This is a genomic window from Flavobacterium sp. 1 (genome assembly GCF_002797935.1).
In the GTDB taxonomy this organism is placed as follows: Bacteria; Bacteroidota; Bacteroidia; order Flavobacteriales; family Flavobacteriaceae; genus Flavobacterium.
Window position 1 is genome coordinate 2,557,327 of record NZ_PGER01000001.1, and the last position, 21,113, is coordinate 2,578,439.

The following is a 21,113-nucleotide window of genomic DNA, read 5'->3' on the forward strand; positions in this document are numbered from 1 at the left end:
TCTAAAAGGTAGTTCTGTGCTATAGGCTTACAAGGTTTTGTTTAAGTTAAACATTTGTCAAATTTAACAATTTTTTATTAAAAGAAGCAAGAAAAAAGATAATAAATGTCATTTTTAAAAATTAAAGCTACATTTTTCAACAAATTATTCTGCCCTCACAAAAGGCAAAACATTGTTACACATTGAAATTAAGCTAAATAGAATAAAGCAATATAAATCTTTTACGCATTATAAAATAACAGGAGAGCGATTTTTTATTTCAAAATGACATGTAATATTTATATTATGATTAATAAATAAAGAACAAACCATCTATACCGTTTAAAACAACAATTTGGCGCTAACTCAATTATTATTAGAAAATACAGATTGCAGAACAAAAACAGGTTTAAAAAGTAAGTTCTGATTATAATTCTTTAGAGGCATTCATATTAAAATTGAGTACTTTTGTGAAAATTCATTTTTAGTATGCCAGTTGACATTTCCAAACTCGATCCAAAGAAAAATATCATAATAAAAGGAGCTCAAGTACATAATTTAAAAAATGTAGATGTAGCAATTCCTAGGAACAAACTCGTAGTCATTACAGGGCTTTCCGGTTCTGGAAAATCCAGTTTAGCATTTGACACCTTATATGCCGAAGGACAACGCCGTTATGTAGAAAGTCTGTCTTCATACGCCAGACAATTCTTAGGTCGTTTGGATAAACCAAAAGTAGAATACATTAAAGGAATTGCCCCTGCTATCGCTATTGAACAAAAAGTAAATACGACAAATGCGCGTTCAACCGTAGGAACTTCAACCGAAATATACGATTACATTAAACTATTATTTGCCCGAATTGGAAGAACCTATTCTCCTATATCAGGACAAGAAGTTAAAAAAAATACGGTTACCGATGTAGTCAGTGAAGTTAAAAAATTTGAGCAGGACAGTAAATGGCTTCTCCTCGCTCCTATTCATCTTGAAGAAGGAAGACAATTGGAAGACAAACTAAAAGTCTTATTACAGCAAGGTTTCGCTAGGATTTTGGTTAATAATGAGATGGTTCGTTTGGATGATTTTTCTTTAAAAGAACAACATTCATTAGATCATAAAGACATCTTGCTCATTATTGACAGAATTATTGTCAAAGACGAAGAAGAATTCTATAACCGATTATCCGATGCTGTGCAGACTGCTTTTTTTGAAGGAAAAGGAATTTGCTATTTACAAGAATTAAACACTGATAAAAAGCTTTCGTTTTCTAATAATTTTGAATTGGACGGAATTACTTTTCTGGAACCAAACGTACATTTATTCAGTTTCAATAATCCGTATGGCGCATGCCCTGTTTGTGAAGGTTACGGAAACATTATAGGAATCGATAGCGAATTAGTCATTCCAAACACTTCACTTTCGATTTTTGAAAATGCCATTTTTCCTTGGCGTGGCGAAAGCATGGGATGGTTTCGGGATGAATTAGTAAATCATGCCTACAAATTTGATTTCCCGATACACAAACCTTTCTTCCAGCTTACAGAAGAACAAAAGGACTTAATTTGGACAGGAAATGAATATTTTCAGGGACTGAATGATTTTTTTAAAGAACTCGAAGAGAAAAATTATAAAATTCAAAACCGGGTAATGCTTTCCCGTTATCGAGGTAAAACCAGATGCCATGTCTGTAAAGGTAAACGTTTGAGAATTGAAGCTTCTTATGTAAAAATAAATGGAAAGACGGTATCCGATTTAGTCGATTTACCAATCAAACACTTAGTTGAATTTTTCAAGAACATTGATTTGGATGAGTATGAAAAACAAATTGCCAAACGATTATTAATCGAAATCAATAATAGATTGTCTTTTTTAACCGAAGTAGGTTTGAATTATTTGACTTTAAACCGAAATTCATCCACGCTTTCGGGAGGGGAATCACAGCGGATTAATTTGGCAACTTCTCTAGGCAGCAGTCTTGTCGGATCTATGTATATTTTGGATGAACCAAGTATTGGTTTACATCCAAAAGACACCGAACGCTTAATTAAAGTCTTATTGTCATTGCGAGACATAGGCAACACGGTGATTGTAGTAGAACACGATGAAGATATTATGAAAGCCGCCGACATGATTATCGATATTGGCCCTGAAGCAGGAACACAAGGCGGAAATCTTGTCGCGCAAGGCACTTATGACGAAATCTTAAAATCAAGCTCGCTAACCGCCAAATATTTGAATGGTGAACTAGAAATTAGTGTCCCAAAGAAAAGACGAACATCAAAAAGTTTCATTGAAATAAAAGGCGCGAGAGAAAACAATTTACAAAATATAGATGTTACCATTCCTCTTGAAGTTTTAACAGTCATTACAGGAGTTTCAGGCAGTGGAAAAAGTACACTTGTCAAGAAAATTCTTTTTCCCGCCATGCAGAAAAAACTAGACAATGCAGGTGAAAAGGCAGGACAGTTCAGTGAACTTTCTGGTTCTTTTTCTCAAATAAAGCACATAGAATACGTAGATCAAAATCCAATTGGAAGAAGTTCCAGATCTAATCCTGTAACCTATATCAAAGCTTATGATGATATTCGAGAATTATACGCCAAAGAAAAACTATCTAAGGTAAGAGGCTATCAAGCCAAGCATTTCTCTTTTAATGTTGATGGCGGTAGATGTGAAACCTGTAAAGGTGAAGGCTCGATAAACGTTGAAATGGTTTTCATGGCCGATGTCCAGCTCCCATGCGAAACCTGTAACGGAAAACGTTTCAAAAAAGAAGTATTAGAAGTAGCCTTTGACGGCAAAAATATTCATGATATTCTAACGATGACTATTGATGATTCCATTATTTTCTTTGAAAAAAATAAGCAGACAAAAATCATACAAAAACTGCAGCCTTTGCAGGATGTTGGTTTGGGATACGTACAATTGGGACAATCATCATCGACGCTTTCCGGAGGTGAAGCACAACGCATCAAACTTGCTTCTTTTTTGGTTAAAGGAACCATCAAAGAGAAAGCTCTTTTTGTTTTTGATGAGCCAACAACTGGATTGCATTTTCATGACATCAAAAAACTAATGGCTTCGTTTGACGCTTTGATAGAGAAAGGACATTCAATACTGGTAATAGAACATAATCTCGACTTAATAAAATGTGCTGACTGGGTCATAGATTTAGGCCCTGAAGGAGGTGAGAATGGAGGTCAGTTACTCGCTGTAGGAACTCCTGAAGAAATAACAAAAAACAAAAAGTCAATTACTGCAAAATATTTAAAAGAAAAATTATAAAAGATTTCAATTAGTTTTTTTTTCCAAACTAAAAAAACTAAAAAGCCATGAAGTTTTATATTGCTTCATGGCTTTTTCTATTAATATATTTAACTCATATATTGTTTTTTAATAAATAATTTACAAATACTACAGAGATCCACTAATTTTCTCTAATACAATCTTTGTAAGACTTTAAAAAATCAGCCTAAATAACAGTTTTCCTCAAAAACACCCCCTTCCTCATCTATTGCAATCAAAACTTTTTTATCTTTAGCAGTAACCTGTGTCATATATAACCAAGGCAATGACCACATACCAAGAGTTGCGCAACAAATCAAAAAATTTAAACTATGGTTAACTTTTTTACCCTCTTTATAGAGTACGGTAAAAGGTGTTTTTTCATTTTGCTCTACAACTACAAAACCATTTTGAATTTTATTCGCAATAACTTTTGTAAAGAGATGTAATTTTTCTTGTTTAATAAACTGATTTTTCATCTTTTGACATTTAAGTTAATAAACATTCCTATTATATTTTTTGTTAACCTTACAAATGTACCCTGCCTTTAATAATTCTACAATACCCACTTTTAGGGATATTTAAAAATACATTTTATAAGTTATTGATTTTCAACAACTTATAAAACAACAAATTTAAAAAGAGTAAAAAAAATCGTCAGAATAAAGTTAAAGGCAAAATAAACAATATTTAACTTACAGAAAAAACAAACCAAAATAAAAAATTAACAAGTCAATAATTATTAATTTACATTTATTTGAAAAAATTAAATTAAATAACTCATTTTTTTTTCAAATAATACCATTTAGAAATATAAACAACAGTTTTACTCCCATTTCACAGATAACTGTCATGGTCCGCATAATTTTAAATTTTACACAGCAGAAACTATCAAAATTCCGATGAGGTTCAAGATAGATTAACACAGCAGATTTGAATGTCTTGGTATATACATTAATCATAAACCAAATTAATCCAAACTGGTTAGCAAAACAAAAGGAGTTTGAAGACTGTTATAACAATTCAGTTCATCATAGCTGTTTCACTAAGTGCAGCATGGGGAAATACCAACCGGAAAACGGCATAAATTTACTCTCAATAAATTTTATTTGTTTCTTCTGATTTTTAAAATAACCTTATCCAAAGCCTGATTTATTTCTGGCGAAACAACAAATTTATAATTGATGAATACATACACAAAAGTCACCAAAACAGATTTTAAAACTATTGCTATAATTGGGCTCATTGGAAACTTCCAAAAATAAAACAATAGAAAAACAGCAAATGTAATCCAGATGGAATACAGCGTTTGTTTTGTAAATGGATACAGATGCATTCGTTTTACAACAAAAAGCAATTTGGCAACACTATAACAGGTAATAGATAATAAAGTAGCAAATGCAGAGCCTATAATCCCATATAAAGGAATAAAAATCATGTTTAATATCACTGTTAACACTACCAAACCTACTCCCAAAAACAATACGGCTCTATAATATTTTGAATTGAAAATAATGGCATTATTATTTCCTAAAATCAGATCAAAATATTTTGAAAGCCCAATCATAAATACAACTGCTATACCGCCGGAGTAATCTTTTGGAACAATCTCATACAGCTGATTGATATTAACAAAAATACAAAGCATTACAAACCCTCCAACAATTTGAAGATTTATAGAAGTCTTTTTATACAAATCGTTCAGTTCATCATGCTTGTTCTGATGCATTAATTTCGCAGTAATAGGATAAACAATCTGATGCATGGCACGGCTTGGAACAGAAATCACCAAAGCAATATAAGTTGCAACCGAATAATATGCAATATTTTCAATCTTCATATATTGATTCAGCATTATTTTATCACCGTCCAAAAGCAAATTTGCTACACTGCCTGACAAAATAATGTAAAAAGTATAAACCAAGATATCCTTAACATTTAAAGGAATAACAAATTGAAAAACAGGTTTTTTTATGTAAAAAGCATAACCCATAGTAACTATTAAAGCTAATAAATAAATTCCAGCTGTTACATACACAAACTGCACAACTGTAATCCAATTATAATATACTCCTATCAAAGTAATTAACGAAAACAAACGCAAACCTACTTCCTTAATGAAATTCCCAAAAACCGAATGCATATGAACTCTTGCCCAAGCATAAAATATTTCAAAATAGGCCATACACAAACCAGTGAACGGAATTAGCAAAATAAAGGTTTTAACAACTGGATTTTTCTTTGAAACAAAAGCTAAAATATCATCAAAGAAAAAAACACCAATTATAGCTAATGGAATACACATCAGCAGCGGAAATAATACCGTAAACGACAAAAACTGTGAACGTTCTTTCTCTGTCTGATATTGGGCGTAAAATTTAACTAACGTATTTTGCATCCCAATGGCAAATAGCGGCATAATCACATTAGCTGCCGAAAGAATATAATTTGTTAATGCATAATAAGTCGCCCCAAGAAAAATAGGATACAAATACAAAGTATTAATAGCTCCAATTCCAAAACCGATATAAGTTATTATGGTGTTTTTTAATGACTGATTTAATACTATGCCCATTAATAGGAGGTTAAAGTTTAAGATTAAAAAGTTTAAAGTTGGAACACTTTAAACTTTTGGATGAATCAATTGTGCCAATTCTTTGGTTAAATTCTTTCTGGAATATTTTTGCAAACCTACACCATACGATTGTAATTTCCCATCTAAAAACTGATTATAATAACTTATAATGGTGTTTTTCAGTTTATCTTTTTGAGTATAGTCAAAAAACACGCCCGTATTTGTATCGGTAATGATTTCGGCAAAATCAGATCGTTTTGGTCCAATAGCTATAATAGGCCTATTCGAAACCATATATTCAAATAATTTACCAGGGATAATACTTTTAGTTTCTTCAGAATTTATTTCGATAAGCAGCAAAACCTGAGAATTTCTTTGATGTGCCACTGCTTTCGAATGGGAAACATATCCTAAATTATTCAGATACAGATTCAAATTAAATTGAGAAATAGTATCCAATACTTCCTGACTGACAGCTCCAATTAATTTTAATTCTAAATGCGACTTAAAATCCGGTATTTCATGAATTAATTCTGTCAAAGATTCCCATAAAATAACGGGGTTTCGTTCTGAAAGAAAAGAACCAATATGTGCTAAGCTAAACTTAGAATCAAGAGTTACTTCTGTTGCTGGCTCATTATCATAACCATTGGTAATAATGCTTATAGGCTTATTAGTTATTCCCTCAAACTCAGTTTTTGTAGTTTTACTCGTTACAATAACCCTATCAGCAGTATTAAGCACTCTATATTCTTGTGCTCTATGCTTTCTCTCTGCTTTAACAGATAACCGCAATGCTTTGTGATACCCTATTGTAGTCCAAGGATCACGAAAATCGGCAAACCAGGTTAAATTGATTTTTTGTTTTAAATCCAATCCAATCAAATGCAGACTATGCGGCGGTCCCGAAGTAATAATAGTATCAATATTATTTTCGATGATGTACTTTTTTAAATAAGCAACAGATGGTTTTACCCAAAAAACACGTGCATCTGGAATAAAGAGATTTCCGCGTATCCATAATAAAGCCTTTTCCAAAAAAGTTTGCTTCTTCTTATTGGGAATAATACCAGAGCTAATTTTTTTAGTTTTATTTTTAGAAAAAAAAGAAGCTAGCTGATAGGGTTCAAAAATTTTATTTTTTAAAATAATCGTTTTCTCCGAAACTTCTTTTTCTAAATTAGCATCAACAATTGGATATGTCGGATTCTCCGGAATATATACAATCGGCTGAATATCAAAATCAGGTAAATATTTCACAAACTTAAGCCAACGCTGTACTCCTGGACCTCCAGCAGGTGGCCAATAATATGTTATAATAAGGATTTTTTTTGAGTTCAAAACAGTAATTTATGAATTATGATTGTCTAATAAGATTACATGCAAAAGCAGAATGCACTTGAAGATTTCAGTATTTAAATTTCAAGAAAATCAACAATCTTATATTCATTTTTATAATTATATGTCTTCATCATTCAGTTTTTCAAGTTCTTCGATATCCAAAATATCCTTTGGTCTGTTTGTAGCTTTCTTTGCAATTATCAAATTGTTGTAATCAATAAATTTCACAGGAATGTCTTCAATCATTACAATTTTGGCTGCATCAAATAATTCCTGAAAGGACTTATCCTCCAAGCCTTTTACACTTGACATAATATCCAATCTCAAACCATAATCCAATGTAAAATCTGTCCGGCCAGGAATAAATTGCATTGTTTCAATAGATTCAAAATCTCCTAAGCCAATTTTAATAAAAGCGTCCCTAAGATTAATCCTGTTCTCAATACTATCATCAATATAAATGTCTATATCACCAGTGTTTCTGTTATATCCGTATATATTTACTGCAAAACCGCCAATAGTTATATACTTTACATTGTATTGAAAAAAATATTTCCAAATATCAATTATCTGCTGGTTCATTTTTTATCTTTTTGAATTTTAGCAGCATTTCTCATCATATAGGAAACTTCAATAATTGTAAACAACCGTTCTAACCGCTCTACATAAGAAAGTGATTTGATTTCGGCAATTCGTTTGGCTTCTAAAACTTCAGGAGAACCGTGATTTAAAATACTTTTTCCCATCATTTCCCATTAGATAAATTAAACCTACCATCAAAGTTACAAAATAATACCGCTGAAATCTATTGTTAAGCAATCCCCTGTTTCTTTCTCTCAACATACAAACCGCCTGCTAAAAGAAACAACATTCCAATACAGCTGACTAATGTAATTGTACCTCCTGTTTTTACAACTTGAGGATCAAATCTAAACTCAATACTATGCTTTCCTGCTGGAACTACGATAGCTCGTAATGTATAATCAGCTCTCATAATGGGAGTTTCTTTACCATCTATAAGTGCTGTCCAGCCTTTTTCATAATACATTTCAGAAAAAACAGCTAGACCTTCTTTTGAATTAACAGAAGTATATTTCAAATCATTCGGTTGGTATGAATCCAAAGTTATAGTAGCCGAACTGTCTTTAACGAAAGTCTTACCTTTAATAGCAGTAAACTCATTTTCATTAATCACAGCCACTTCTTTAGAATTAAACTTATCTAAAGCCTTCATTTCTCCATCAGCATTTTTCACAAATTGCACTTTATTTACAAACCAAGCATTCCCATTAGCGTCTGGATTTATAATTGGAGATTCTTTTCCTTCCTTATCTGTTTGTATCACGTATTTTACATTCAGCATGTTAAGAATTTCCATATTGTTTTTGGCAATTTGATAATCAAACAGCTGCTGAATACGTTTAGGACGTACTGCACTATATCCTCCAATAGCTTTATGAAAATAAGAGGTTCTGGCCTGCATCAGTCCTTGTACATCAAACACACGGTAATTAGTAGGATCTTCCAGAATCTTCGCATCGGTTGGAGTTTCTTGGAATGGAACTTCAACATCTCTGGCATTTATAAAATCTTTATTGGATACATAATTTTTATCTACAAAAAATAAATCTGCGACCATAAATAAACCTACCAAAATGATAGCTGTATTTTGGGCTATTTTATTTTTAATAAATAACCATAAAGTTCCTGACGCTATCAGAATAAAAAAACCAGAGCGTAACAAATCTGCACTATATAATGATTTTCTATCGGCAACTAAAGCATCAACAAAACTAGGTCCGTAATTTTGAAGAAAATAACTATCATTAGCAGCCGAGAAACTAAATAAGCTTTTAGATAAAAATAAAACTAAAACCAATCCTACACCTACAGCTCCTGAATACAATAATGGCTTTAATTGTTTTTCTTTTTCTAATTTAAAGAAAGACTGCAAACCCATAATAGCCAATACAGGAAAACACAATTCCAGAATCACTTGAATCGAAGAAACAGCTCTAAACTTATTATACATTGGAATATGATCGATGCAAAAATCCGTCAACGCAGGGAAGTTTTTCCCCCAAGAAAGAATTAATGACACGAATGCTCCACCTAAGAAAGCATATTTAATTTTTCTTTCATCTGTAAATAAAGCCAAAATCCCTAAAAAGAAAACTACTGCACCAATATACGCCGGAGCAGACACAATAGGCTGATCTCCCCAATACGTTGGCATAGCCGAAACAAAATCTGTAGCTTGAGCTTCCGGCACACCTTGTGAAATCATAAACTCAAACATACTGCTGTCTGTCCCAACCTTTTCATTATTGGAACCGCCAAATAATCTCGGAGCAATAAGATTAAAACTTTCGGCAATTCCATAGCTGTACTCCGTTATGTAATCTCTGGTCATAGCTCCATCTGAAGTACTTTTGGAACCGTCGGGATTAAACGTTAAATCACTCTTTCCTCTAATACTAAAATTTGCATATTCAACTGTTGCCAATAAATTACCCGCATTAGAACCAATCGCTATTATTCCTGCACCAAAAAGCGTTCCTACAGAAATTAAAAGCGGTTTATATTCTTTTGATTTGATTCCTTCATAAATAAAATATCCCGAAAGAATCAACAGCAATATCAATAGATAAAAGGTCATTTGAAAGTGGTTGGCATTGACTTCCAATGCTACCGCAAACATAGTGAGCAAACCTCCCAAAATATATTTCCTTTGAAAAACCATTATAAAACCAGCAACTACCATTGGCATATAAGCGATGGCATGTGCCTTGGCATTATGCCCAACTCCTAGTATAATAATTAAATAGGTAGAGAAACCAAAAGCGACTGCTCCGAAAAAAGCCTTTAGCGGATCGGCTTTTAAACCCAGCATTAAAATATAGAAACTCAAAAAGTACAAAAACAAATAATCAGCCGGACGCGGTAAAAAACGCAATACATCATCAATAGCACCTACATAATCATGAGGATATTTCGCTCCCAATTGGTATGTCGGCATTCCTCCAAAAGCTGAGTTTGTCCAATACGGCTCTTCATGATGGGTTGCTCTAAAATCATTTTGTTCCTTGGCCATACCCGTATATTGAGCTATGTCCGATTGAAAAATTTGTTTCCCCTGTAAAACAGGAAAGAAATATAGTGTAGAAACGAGAACAAAACCAAGAATGGCAAGTGCGTGCGGAAAGAACTTTTGAAGTTGCTTCATTATATATTATTAAGGTTTTGGATTTTTAAGATTTTTTTCAATCTCAAATATACTAGATTGGTTTTGATTTTTAGCGTTAGCACATTATTTTACATTATAAACCCCAAATGAAATTTGAGATTTATATTTTTTTAAGTAAAAAATAGCTAATCTATTTCTTCATAATCAACATAATCCCCAACTTTTTTGGTTTCGCGAGGATTTTTACTATTGGCTGTATCGATTATAATTTCATCATTATTAGACGTTTTACGCCAAGAAGACTGTTGTTGATATTGTTGCTGTTGCTGCTGAAAATTTTGTCCCGCTTTTTCCACTACCTTTTTTACTACTAAAGGCAAAAACAATCGAGCCAAAAATTTAAAAATATAATAGAACGCTATCATATAAAATAACATTTCTATAAAACCCGAAAAAGAGGCTGTTTGCATAATCAAATAATTTTTAAGCAAAATTAATAAATCAATATGGAAACTACAGAGCAAATTAAAAATATCATTCTTAAAGAAATGATAAAAAACAGTCATATACATACAAAATAAGAATAAAATGCAGATTCTTGACAGTTCCAAAAACTTTTTTGAAGAATAGAAAAAAACGGATGTGCCTCATAAACAGTTTTATATTCTTTTTTTTAACAAAAACACTAAATTCAAGACATAATTTCACATCAAAAATTAATTTAAAAATTTAAAAAGCGAAATTAAAATCATAACAAATTGATTTTCAAAACATAATAAAAACCTAATTCTTAAAATTGCATTAGTTTTTATCGATTATAAACAGTAATTTTGCACCCTATTTTAAAAATATATATGAATAAATTTGAACAATTAGGATTGAGTGAATCGTTACTGAAGGCGATTTTAGATCTAGGATTTGAGAATCCGACCGAAGTACAGGAGAAAGCGATTCCCCTATTATTGGAAAAAGACACAGATTTAGTTGCGTTGGCTCAGACAGGGACAGGGAAAACGGCAGCATTTGGATTTCCAGTCATTCAGAAAATTGATGCCAACAACAGAAATACGCAAGCATTGATTTTATCTCCAACACGTGAATTGTGTTTGCAGATTACCAACGAACTTAAAAACTACTCTAAATACGAAAAAGGTATTAATGTGGTAGCAGTTTACGGTGGGGCTAGCATTACAGAACAAGCGAGAGACATTAAAAGAGGCGCACAGATTATAGTAGCGACTCCAGGCAGAATGCAGGATATGATTAACAGAGGATTGGTAAACATCTCTCAAATTAACTATTGCATCCTTGACGAAGCAGACGAAATGTTGAACATGGGTTTCTACGAAGATATCGTAAACATCCTTTCTACTACGCCTGACGAAAAAAGCACATGGTTGTTTTCTGCAACTATGCCTGCTGAAGTAGCACGAATTGGAAAACAATTCATGACCGATCCTGTTGAAATTACAGTTGGTACCAAAAACTCTGGTTCAGCTACCGTATCACACGAATTTTACTTAGTAAACGCTCGTGACCGCTACGAAGCTTTGAAAAGATTAGCAGATGCTAACCCAGACATTTTCTCGGTAGTTTTCTGCAGAACAAAACGTGATACACAAGCTGTTGCCGAAAAATTAATCGAAGACGGATACAGCGCTGCTGCATTGCACGGAGATTTATCCCAAGCGCAGCGTGATGGTGTTATGAAATCTTTTAGAGGAAGACAAATCCAAATGCTTGTTGCGACTGACGTTGCAGCTCGTGGAATTGACGTTGATAATATAACCCACGTAGTAAACTATCAATTACCGGACGAAATCGAAACTTACAATCACCGTTCCGGACGTACTGGACGTGCTGGTAAATTAGGTACTTCTATCGTAATTGTAACTAAAAGTGAATTGCGCAAGATTTCTTCTATCGAAAGAATCATCAAACAAAAATTTGAAGAAAAAACAATCCCTTCTGGAATTGAAATCTGCGAAATCCAATTATTACACTTAGCAACTAAAATTAAAGATACTGAAGTTGATCACGAAATTGACAACTACTTACCTGCTATAAACAATGTTCTTGAAGGATTATCAAAAGAAGAGTTAATTAAGAAAATGGTATCCGTAGAATTTAACCGTTTTATTGCTTACTACAAAAAGAACAGAGACATCTCTAATCAGTCTTCAGGTTCTGAAAGACGTGATCGTGATGACAGAGATGGAGCTCCAAGAGAAAACAACAATGGCGGTGCTACAAGATATTTTGTAAACATCGGTTCAAGAGACAATTTCGATTGGATGACATTAAAAGACTACTTGAAAGAAACATTAGACTTAGGACGTGATGACGTTTTCAAAGTAGATGTAAAAGAAGGTTTCTCTTTCTTTAACACTGATCCGGAACATACTGATAAGGTAATGGAAATATTGAACAACGTACAATTAGAAGGACGCCGTATCAATGTTGAAATCTCTAAAAATGACGGTGGCGGAAGACGTGATCATAACGGAAGAAGCTCAGGTGGCGGATTTGGTGGCGGAAGAAGTTCTGCACCAAGAAGAGAAGGAAGTTTTGCTCCAAGAAGAGAAGGTTCTGGCGGATTTAGAAGCGACAGAAGTTCTGCTCCTAGAGAAGGCGGTTTCAGATCAGAAAGAAGTTCATCTGCTCCAAGAAGAGAAGGCGGTTTTTCATCTGACAGAGCTTCAAGAGACGGTTCTTCAGAAAGAGCGCCAAGACGTTCTGAAAATTTTGGTGATTCATCAAGACCAAGAAGACCAAGAAAAGACTAATACAATTAGCAATTTCAATATAAATCTCCCGAACAATTCGGGAGATTTTTTTTTATTATTACGGCAATATTATCAAAAATACCAAATTGAAAAAACATCTATTTATTTGATAAAAAACCTTTAAATAAAAGCATCGTTTTTTTAACAAGCCATTAAACTATTTAGAATATATCAAGTCTAAACCTAAAATGGTATAAAAATTACAGATTGTTAATTTTCTTATAATTATAATCGAACAAGAAAATATTTAATGTCGTTTTACTACTTTTAAAGCTTTAAATCAGTTTATGAAATATTTTATACTTTTTTTATTCTTTGTTGCCTCTCTAAATTCAGTTGCTCAAACTGTTGAAATTCCCCAAAAAATATCTGGTACTATTATCAGTGACAATACAGGCACTCCTTTGGCTGATGTGAATATTATCAATATCAATCAGGTAACTGGAACCACAACTGACAATAAAGGTCACTTTGAACTCTCAGTCACACAAAGCGATACTTTACACATAACTCTTCTAGGCTTCGAATCATTGCGTGTTCGTGTTACCAATGACTGGATAAAAAACAAAACGACTACAATCCAGCTTACCCAAAAAGCAATTCCATTAAACGAAGTTGTTATCAGTCCATATTACCTAACAGGCTATCTTGAAATTGACGCCAAATTAATCCCGATAAAAGAGGATTACCGCTATAGTATCTCTGGCTTAGGTCAAGGTTATGAAGCTGGACAATACGCTCCCGAAGCTTTTGGAAAAGTATTGGGATCAATTTTCAATCCAGCTGATATGCTCTATAATTTCTTCGGAAAAAGACCCCAGCAGCTCAAAAAACTTCGTGAGATGCGAAAGGATGATACCGTAAGAAAACTATTGGAAACAAAATACGATCGAGAAACCATCTCGTTGCTTCTAGGAGTTTCACAAGATGAAATTGCCGAAATCTTAAACCGTTGCAGTTATTCCGAAGCATTCATAAAATCCGCCAATGACCTTCAAATCATGGATGCCATAAGCGGTTGTTATGAACAATACAAAATCTTGAAAAAGAAATAATTCGCAGTTTCCAAAAATAATTTACTTCGTCAGTTCGCAAAAGCTCGTGTGGGCGTGCCACCATAAAGAAAAGGGACCAACTCATCGCAACGGTGAGTTGGCTCCTTTCCTTTATGGTGTCGGGCTATCTAGGCTACTTTGGTAGCTTCCGTCTATCCCTCACGCAAGCATTTCCGCTATCAAAGAAATTTAACATAAAATCAGAAAAACATTTCATCTGAAATAACTGCCTCATATCATTCTCTTGCCAAAATAATCATATGCCTAAATCAAACCTATTCAATTTCGATTTCATTATAAACAATCCATCGTTTCAAATTACCAACAAATCTTTTTAAATGGTCTTCATTTAAAAAAATGTTTGTCCAATTATCATACCTGTCACATTGCATACTTATAAAGTATGTCATAATTCCGAGACAGACAAAAGGCAAAATACGTTTTTCTTCTTTACTGATTTCAGATATAGCTTCATATCCTTTTAGAAAACTTTCTGCTTTTACCTGATAATCATTCTCATCTAAATTTGTGCTGAATAACTGAAACAAAAAATACGAAATATCCAAACACAGCCATCCGTTGCCGCAGAAATCAAAATCAAAAAGGGTTACTTTATTGTCATCATTAAAATGCATATTATCAAACCACACATCAAGGTGAACTGCCCCATATCGAATTTGTTCTTTATCAATTTTATTAAATTTATTATGAAGAAAATTGGCAGTTCTCTCTAAAAATTTTATTTCATCCGTTTCTTTTTTAAAGAATTTACGTGTTCGTTCGAGGGAATCTACAAGCAAAACTTTATCATCATATACTATTCTTTTTAATACAAAATTCTCTGTAGCCTTATGAACTTTTGCTAAGGCCTGCCCAATAAAAAAACTTGTTTCAGCAGTAAATCTTGCCGATTTTGCACCTTCTGCAAACGAAAACAACACACCAAATCTTTTTCCTTCCGGAGCATTAAATTCTTGAATATACTCATTTAAATTATCAGCTATTGGGAATGAAACTGGAGTTTTGTTTTTATTTAAGTGAATTAACAATCTTAATTCCTCGGCAATTTCAGTTTTTGTTCTCCAATCAAAAGTATAGACACGAAAAACATATTTCTCATTGATATCCGTAACCATATAAACATGATTCATTCCAGCTCTAAAAAGTTTACATTCGGTACTTTCACTTAAATTATACTTCCGCTGAATAAATTCACCAAGTTTTTTTTGCAGAAAGTGTCGAGTTTGTTACCGGGAATTCTGTTGTCATTTATTTTATTTTTTTCTGTTATCAGCAGTCTGATTACTTCTCACTATTATAATACCTTGCTTCAATCCGCTTAATATCCTTAATCGACTTCTTCGCCCAATCTAGTCTTTTTTCCAGAATCTCTTCTTCAGTCAATTGCCAATCAATATCTGAATTGCGCAATCGATTCGTCAGATTCTGAATAATAATCGCCGCCGAAACCGAAATATTTAAACTCTCTGTAAAACCCACCATCGGAATTTTAAGAAAACCATCCGCTCTGCGAAGAATTTCTTCAGACAATCCATCTCTTTCAGTTCCAAAAAACAGCGCACTGGGTTTCGAAATATCAAAATCTTCAAGCAGGCAATCATTCTCATGCGGTGTAGTCGCAATGATTTGATATCCTTTATCTTTCAACGTATCTATACAATTTGTAACACTGTCATAAGTTGAGATATCAACCCATTTTTGCGCTCCCATCGCAATTTCCTTGTCGATTCGTTTACCATAACGTTCCTCAATAACATGCAGTTCTTGGATTCCAAAAACCTCGCAACTGCGCATCACCGCACTTGCGTTATGCATCTGAAAAACATCTTCAACAGCAATCGTAAAATGCTTGGTTCTGTCTTTCAAAACCTTCAAAAATTTTTCTTTTCGGTTATCTGTTATAATATTTTCCAAAAAATCAAGATAATCAGTATCAATCATTGCACATTATTTTTTTGGCAAAAATACTAAAAAAGAGTAGTTTTATAATCTAATGTTTTTACAGATGAAAAAGAAATTAGTAGTTCTTACCGGTGCAGGAATCAGCGCCGAAAGCGGTATCAAAACCTTTCGCGACAGCGATGGATTATGGGAAGGACATAATGTAATGGACGTAGCTACTCCCGAAGGCTGGCACAAAAACCCGGCATTGGTACTTGATTTTTACAACCAAAGACGCCAACAATTAAAAAAGGTGCAACCCAATTTAGGGCATCAAATTTTGGCTGAATTAGAAAATGATTTTGACGTTTACATCATCACGCAAAATGTGGATGATTTGCACGAACGCGCTGGTAGTACAAAAATTACTCATTTGCATGGGCAATTATTAAAAGTGCGTAGTTCCAAAAATGAAAACTACATCTTGGATTGGCATGAGGATTTAAATTTTGGAGATACTGACCAGCATGGAAATCAGCTTCGCCCCCATATTGTTTGGTTCGGAGAACAGGTTCCTGCCTTGGAAGAAGCCATTACAATAACAGAACAAGCCGATTATTTTGCTGTTATCGGCACTTCGCTTCAGGTTTATCCAGCAGCTGGATTAATTGATTTTACACCAAAAAATACACCAATTTATTATATCGATCCAAAACCCATAAAAATCCCTAACATTAGAAATTCCCTTGAAGTAATTCCGAGTATCGCTTCAGAAGGTGTACCTATTTTAAAAGAAAAACTGCAAACTAATCTATAACAGCTTTATCAAAAACATTTAATAAGCCCAAATCCAAAACAGTACTTCGATGATTTTCGCTTTGGGAATACATCGGCTTGAATTTTGCACCATAAACTACTTCTTCAAAAACATAAGAAGTCCGGGTTGCAACTGTGGTGCTGAACATATCATCAAATGTTTTGATAATCACAATAATTTCACCCGAAATGGAATCATAATCCGAAGCACCCAATCCATATAAAGGACTTTCATTTGTTATAGGATGAACTAATGTCCAACTCAGTGCCAACGAATTTATTTTTTGATATTCCAAATCCAAAGTATAAAATTTATTCGTCATAACTCCATTTTCCTCAATTCGCATTCCAAGAGTTACATTAACTTCTGCATCAATATAATTGGCATTTTTATAAGGAGCAAGCCTAAACATCAATGCTTTTCCATCATTAAAAGGTGCAATGATAGCGTGGTGAGAAAATTTCAAAAAAATGGAAGGCTTACTAAATCTTCCAAAAAACAAACCTGTGGCAATAGCAAAACTCAACAACCCCATTAAAGCTTCGGCAGAAGACAAGGCACTCGTATAAAAACCTGTTGGGCTGATATGTCCATACCCCACTGTGGTAAATGTTTGTGCGCTAAAAAAATAAGCTTGTCCAAATTGCTCCAATACATTATCTGTCGTTTGAATACCGTTGAGATGTTCAATCCCTATCCCAAAATACAGCAGCGCAAAAACAAAATTAATATTTATATAAAACAGCAAAAGAATCGAAAAAAATTTCCAAGAAGACATATCCAGCATGGTATGATACCAACTAATCCTGTCCAGAAACCCAATACCTTTTTTAACCGCATTTACCGAACCGTCCTTATTAATGAAACGACCGCCATAACTGGATGCGCTGGTACCAAAACCTGTGTTAACGAGGGATTTTGCTCTTAAATTTAATTTAGTAAATAATGCCATAAACTAGTTCCTAATAATCTGCAAATTAATTAATAAATTCTATTCCACAACAATTAAAAACCCACATTGAATTAACCTCAAAAACTAAAAAGAAACGAGTATAATTTAATTGCAAAAACTAAAAAAAATAGTTACACATTAGAATCAAATTACAAGAAAAATAAATTATGTTTGTAATCTAAACCCTAACCTATATGTCATTTTTTCTTACCAACTGGTGGATATTCTTAATTGTTTTATCTATTCTTTTTTACAAATTTGTTTTACGCGTATTCTTTGGAATGGTCATAGTTCCAGAAAACAAAATCGGATTAGTCACCAAAAAATTCGTTCTTTTTGGTGCCGATAAATCATTGCCGGACGGCAGAATAATCGCTACCAAAGGAGAAGCAGGTTATCAGGCCAAAACACTTGCTCCTGGATTGTATTGGGCTATGTGGCCTTGGCAATTTGCCATAGATATGGCTTCGTTCACTATTATCCCAGAAGGAAATATCGGTTTGCTATTGAGTAAAGACGGGGCTGAAATTCCAACAGGACGTATTCTTGCCCAAAAAGTAAATTCAGACAATTTTCAAGATGCAACGATGTTTCTTGACAATGGCGGACAAAAAGGAAGACAATCAGCCTTTGTAACTACAGGATCTTATCGTATCAACACTCATTTATTCGAAGTAGTTATTTCTCCTCAAGTAGTTATTTCGGAAAACATGGTCGGAATTGTAACCGCCATGGACGGAGAACCAATCCCAATCGGACAAATAGCTGGTAAATTTGTAGATGGACACAATAACTTTCAGGATTTTGATCAATTCTTAAAAAATGGAGGAAATAGAGGTTTGCAACCACAGGTGATGCTTGCCGGTTCCTATTACATAAACTCATGGGCGGTTCAAATTGAACAAACCCCAATGACCGATGTTCCGATTGGATATGTTGGCGTGGTGATTTCTTATATCGGAGAAGACGGACAAGATGTGACCGGCGACACTTTCAAACATGGAAATATCGTTTCAAAAGGACAGCGCGGTGTTTGGATGGAGCCTTTTGGACCAGGAAAATATGCTCTTAACAAATACACTACCAAATTAGAACCAGTACCAACTACAAACTTAGTATTAAACTGGGCTGATGCAAGAAGTGAATCTCATAACTTGGATAAAAACCTTTCAACGATTACTGTACGTTCAAAAGATGGTTTCCCATTTAATCTTGATGTATCACAAATCATTCACGTTCCTGCGAACGAAGCACCAAAAGTTATTGCGCGTTTTGGAAGCATGAATAACTTGGTTTCTCAAGTATTGGAACCTACCATTGGTAATTATTTTAGAAACTCTGCACAGGAAAGCGATGTGATTTCATTCCTTTCCACCAGAAAAGAAAGACAGGAATCGGCTAAAAACCACATCAAAGTAGTTTTGGACGAATACAATGTTAATGCTGTTGACACCTTAATTGGAGACATTGTTCCTCCAGAATCATTGATGAAAACTTTGACCGATAGAAAAATTGCCGAGGAAGAGCAAAAAACCTATCAAACCCAAAAAATGGCGCAAGAACAACGCCAAGGAATGGAAAAAGAAACGGCAATTGCCGATATGCAAAAAGAAATTGTAAAAGCTTCACAAAGTGTTGAGATTGCACAACGAACTGCCGATGCCACTGTTAAAAAAGCCGAAGGAGATGCTACGAGTTTAAAACTTAATGTAAATGCTGAAGCAGAAGCTACAAAAATGAGAGCCAATGCAGAAGCAGAAGCTACAAAAGCAAGAGCTGGCGCACAAGCCGAAGCCACCAAACTTACCGCCAGTGCCGAAGCCGAAAGAATCTCCAAAACGGGCCTTGCCGAAGCCGAAAAAATCATGGCAATAGGTAAATCAACAGCCGAGGCTTATCAGCTTCAAGTTTCTGCAATGGGTGGTGATAACTTTACAAAATATAAAATCACGGAAGAAATAGGAAAAGGAAAAATCAAAGTAATCCCAGACGTTCTTATCTCTGGAAGCAATGGAACCGATGGATCCATGAGCGGTTTATTAGGACTAAAACTTATGGAAATGATGGATACCGATAAAAGTAAAGGAAACATCAAAAAAGGAGAATAAATTTTAATCCAATGTATTTAAAAATCTGCTGTAACAGGCAGATTTTTTTATGCAGCCTTATCAAACTTTTTACTTAATACACACATTCAGCAATATTCTGCAACTAAAAAAAACAGAAAATTCAACATACAAAATGTAAGACTTATAAATTAAATTTTCGAATAAAAGAAATTAAAACCCAACTTTAACAAAAATTTAAAATATTTCATTTGAAAAAAATTTTAAAATTTAAAAAAAAAGTTATATTTGTTTATCCTAAATCAACTAAATACCGCTAACCTATGAATCTAAAATTACTTTTTAGTATTGTCCTTCTCGTGTTTTCACAAACTTTCTTCGCACAAGAAACTAAAACTGAAACCGCAGGCACCGAGACCTCTCCCACAACAACTGCACCTAATGTAACCGCAGCAAAAACTCCTGATTTTAAAAAACAAATGCAGGATTTAAAGAATCAGGAAAAAGCGTATTTAGCCCAACTGGAAGCTGATAAAAAAGCTGCCAAAATCAAAGCTGACTTTGATAAAAAAGCAGCTGAAGAAGCGCAAAAAGCTGCCGAAAAAGCAAATAGCCAAGCAAAAGAAGCCGAGGCGAAAGCTGCTGCAGAAGCAAAAGAAGCTACCGAAAAAGCAGCTAAAGAAAAAGCTATTGCAGACAAAGCTCAAGCCGAAGCAGACAAAAAAGCTGCAGAAGCTGCCAAAGATGTTGCAAACAAAACCGCAAAAGAAGCTGCTATTGCCGCGAAAGTCCAAGCTGAAGCTGATAAAAAAGCTTCTGAAGAATCTGAGAAAATTTCCAAAGAAAAAATAGCGACTTATAAAAAAGAAGTTGACGCTGCAAAAGATGCTCAAGACAAATTTTCAAAAGATGTTGCAAAACTAAAAAAGGAAAAAGAAGAAGCTGATAAAAAATTAGCAGAGTCAGCAAAATTAGCATTGGAAAAATCAACAATGTTAGAAGAGCAAATTGCTAAAGCTACTGCAGAAGCAGAGAAAGCAGCAGCCGCTGAAGCTAAAATAGCTGCTGAAAAAGCAGCAAAAACCAATTAATTCCCCTAACCCAAAATAAAAAAAACCTAACCTATTTTTAACTAACCGCCCTTAAACTAAAATCCGTTGAAAAACGG

General features: G+C 33.8%; 16 protein-coding genes. 6 read left to right on the plus strand and 10 right to left on the minus strand.

The window, feature by feature from the left end; translation table 11 throughout:
• Positions 1 to 468 precede the first annotated feature (468 nt).
• Entirely contained in the window at positions 469 to 3,264 is a 2,796-nt protein-coding gene (gene uvrA, locus CLU83_RS10235; protein WP_100431521.1) for an excinuclease ABC subunit UvrA, read from the plus strand.
• A gap of 182 nt (positions 3,265 to 3,446) precedes the next feature.
• Here uvrA and CLU83_RS10240 read toward each other — a convergent pair whose 3' ends face one another.
• The 7 genes from CLU83_RS10240 to CLU83_RS10265 all read right to left on the minus strand — a co-directional run bounded on the left by CLU83_RS10240 (position 3,447) and on the right by CLU83_RS10265 (position 10,837).
• Entirely contained in the window at positions 3,447 to 3,743 is a 297-nt protein-coding gene (locus CLU83_RS10240; RefSeq protein ID WP_100431522.1) for a hypothetical protein, read from the minus strand.
• A gap of 626 nt (positions 3,744 to 4,369) precedes the next feature.
• Positions 4,370 to 5,839 (minus strand): oligosaccharide flippase family protein, encoded by a 1,470-nt coding sequence (locus CLU83_RS10245; protein ID WP_100431523.1) that lies wholly within the window; start codon positions 5,837 to 5,839, stop codon positions 4,370 to 4,372.
• Between the two features lie 48 nt (positions 5,840 to 5,887).
• A complete protein-coding gene (locus tag CLU83_RS10250; RefSeq protein WP_100431524.1) occupies positions 5,888 to 7,180 on the minus strand; it encodes a glycosyltransferase in 1,293 nt (430 codons plus the stop codon).
• Between the two features lie 117 nt (positions 7,181 to 7,297).
• Entirely contained in the window at positions 7,298 to 7,762 is a 465-nt protein-coding gene (locus tag CLU83_RS10255) for a hypothetical protein (protein WP_100431525.1), read from the minus strand.
• Positions 7,759 to 7,926 (minus strand): hypothetical protein, encoded by a 168-nt coding sequence (locus tag CLU83_RS22090; protein ID WP_198512279.1) that lies wholly within the window; start codon positions 7,924 to 7,926, stop codon positions 7,759 to 7,761. Before CLU83_RS22090 ends, CLU83_RS10255 begins: the two co-directional genes overlap by 4 nt.
• A 65-nt stretch (positions 7,927 to 7,991) precedes the next feature.
• Positions 7,992 to 10,406: a YfhO family protein gene (locus CLU83_RS10260; protein ID WP_100431526.1), complete on the minus strand. Its 2,415-nt coding sequence runs from the start codon at positions 10,404 to 10,406 to the stop codon at positions 7,992 to 7,994.
• A gap of 146 nt (positions 10,407 to 10,552) precedes the next feature.
• A complete protein-coding gene (locus CLU83_RS10265; RefSeq protein ID WP_100433694.1) occupies positions 10,553 to 10,837 on the minus strand; it encodes a DUF4834 family protein in 285 nt (94 codons plus the stop codon).
• Positions 10,838 to 11,221: 384 nt separating this feature from the next.
• Here CLU83_RS10265 and CLU83_RS10270 point away from each other — a divergent pair, with 384 nt between their 5' ends.
• Both CLU83_RS10270 and CLU83_RS10275 read left to right on the plus strand, forming a co-directional pair.
• Positions 11,222 to 13,153 (plus strand): DEAD/DEAH box helicase, encoded by a 1,932-nt coding sequence (locus CLU83_RS10270; RefSeq protein ID WP_100431527.1) that lies wholly within the window; start codon positions 11,222 to 11,224, stop codon positions 13,151 to 13,153.
• Positions 13,154 to 13,440: 287 nt separating this feature from the next.
• Positions 13,441 to 14,208, plus strand: coding sequence for a carboxypeptidase-like regulatory domain-containing protein (locus CLU83_RS10275; protein WP_100431528.1), 768 nt, complete (start codon positions 13,441 to 13,443; stop codon positions 14,206 to 14,208).
• A gap of 275 nt (positions 14,209 to 14,483) precedes the next feature.
• On the opposite strand, the gene CLU83_RS10280 is transcribed toward CLU83_RS10275, so the two are convergent.
• Both CLU83_RS10280 and CLU83_RS10285 read right to left on the minus strand, forming a co-directional pair.
• Complete coding sequence (locus tag CLU83_RS10280; protein ID WP_232727050.1) at positions 14,484 to 15,359, minus strand: phosphotransferase; 876 nt, start codon at positions 15,357 to 15,359, stop codon at positions 14,484 to 14,486.
• A 151-nt stretch (positions 15,360 to 15,510) separates the two neighbouring features.
• Positions 15,511 to 16,170 (minus strand): RNA methyltransferase, encoded by a 660-nt coding sequence (locus CLU83_RS10285; protein ID WP_100431529.1) that lies wholly within the window; start codon positions 16,168 to 16,170, stop codon positions 15,511 to 15,513.
• A 64-nt stretch (positions 16,171 to 16,234) separates the two neighbouring features.
• Between CLU83_RS10285 and CLU83_RS10290 the strand changes: the two genes are divergently transcribed.
• Positions 16,235 to 16,927 carry an NAD-dependent deacylase gene (locus tag CLU83_RS10290; protein ID WP_100431530.1) on the plus strand — a complete coding sequence of 231 codons (693 nt, stop codon included), beginning with the start codon at positions 16,235 to 16,237 and terminating at the stop codon, positions 16,925 to 16,927.
• On the opposite strand, the gene CLU83_RS10295 is transcribed toward CLU83_RS10290, so the two are convergent.
• Positions 16,917 to 17,879 (minus strand): ion channel, encoded by a 963-nt coding sequence (locus tag CLU83_RS10295; RefSeq protein WP_100431531.1) that lies wholly within the window; start codon positions 17,877 to 17,879, stop codon positions 16,917 to 16,919. The two genes, CLU83_RS10290 and CLU83_RS10295, sit on opposite strands and share 11 nt — an antisense overlap.
• A 194-nt stretch (positions 17,880 to 18,073) precedes the next feature.
• Here CLU83_RS10295 and CLU83_RS10300 point away from each other — a divergent pair, with 194 nt between their 5' ends.
• Positions 18,074 to 19,987 carry an SPFH domain-containing protein gene (locus tag CLU83_RS10300; RefSeq protein WP_100431532.1) on the plus strand — a complete coding sequence of 638 codons (1,914 nt, stop codon included), beginning with the start codon at positions 18,074 to 18,076 and terminating at the stop codon, positions 19,985 to 19,987.
• A 281-nt stretch (positions 19,988 to 20,268) separates the two neighbouring features.
• Positions 20,269 to 21,036 (plus strand): hypothetical protein, encoded by a 768-nt coding sequence (locus tag CLU83_RS10305; protein WP_157802061.1) that lies wholly within the window; start codon positions 20,269 to 20,271, stop codon positions 21,034 to 21,036.
• Positions 21,037 to 21,113 lie beyond the last annotated feature (77 nt).

Coding starts and splice junctions, on each gene's coding strand:
- uvrA (WP_100431521.1), top strand. CDS start 469: ATGCCAGTTGACATTTCCAAACTCGATCCAAAGAAAAATATCATAATA.
- CLU83_RS10240 (WP_100431522.1), bottom strand. CDS start 3,743: ATGAAAAATCAGTTTATTAAACAAGAAAAATTACATCTCTTTACAAAA.
- CLU83_RS10245 (WP_100431523.1), bottom strand. CDS start 5,839: ATGGGCATAGTATTAAATCAGTCATTAAAAAACACCATAATAACTTAT.
- CLU83_RS10255 (WP_100431525.1), bottom strand. CDS start 7,762: ATGAACCAGCAGATAATTGATATTTGGAAATATTTTTTTCAATACAAT.
- CLU83_RS22090 (WP_198512279.1), bottom strand. CDS start 7,926: ATGGGAAAAAGTATTTTAAATCACGGTTCTCCTGAAGTTTTAGAAGCC.
- CLU83_RS10260 (WP_100431526.1), bottom strand. CDS start 10,406: ATGAAGCAACTTCAAAAGTTCTTTCCGCACGCACTTGCCATTCTTGGT.
- CLU83_RS10265 (WP_100433694.1), bottom strand. CDS start 10,837: ATGCAAACAGCCTCTTTTTCGGGTTTTATAGAAATGTTATTTTATATG.
- CLU83_RS10270 (WP_100431527.1), top strand. CDS start 11,222: ATGAATAAATTTGAACAATTAGGATTGAGTGAATCGTTACTGAAGGCG.
- CLU83_RS10275 (WP_100431528.1), top strand. CDS start 13,441: ATGAAATATTTTATACTTTTTTTATTCTTTGTTGCCTCTCTAAATTCA.
- CLU83_RS10280 (WP_232727050.1), bottom strand. CDS start 15,359: ATGAATCATGTTTATATGGTTACGGATATCAATGAGAAATATGTTTTT.
- CLU83_RS10285 (WP_100431529.1), bottom strand. CDS start 16,170: ATGATTGATACTGATTATCTTGATTTTTTGGAAAATATTATAACAGAT.
- CLU83_RS10290 (WP_100431530.1), top strand. CDS start 16,235: ATGAAAAAGAAATTAGTAGTTCTTACCGGTGCAGGAATCAGCGCCGAA.
- CLU83_RS10295 (WP_100431531.1), bottom strand. CDS start 17,879: ATGGCATTATTTACTAAATTAAATTTAAGAGCAAAATCCCTCGTTAAC.
- CLU83_RS10300 (WP_100431532.1), top strand. CDS start 18,074: ATGTCATTTTTTCTTACCAACTGGTGGATATTCTTAATTGTTTTATCT.
- CLU83_RS10305 (WP_157802061.1), top strand. CDS start 20,269: ATGAATCTAAAATTACTTTTTAGTATTGTCCTTCTCGTGTTTTCACAA.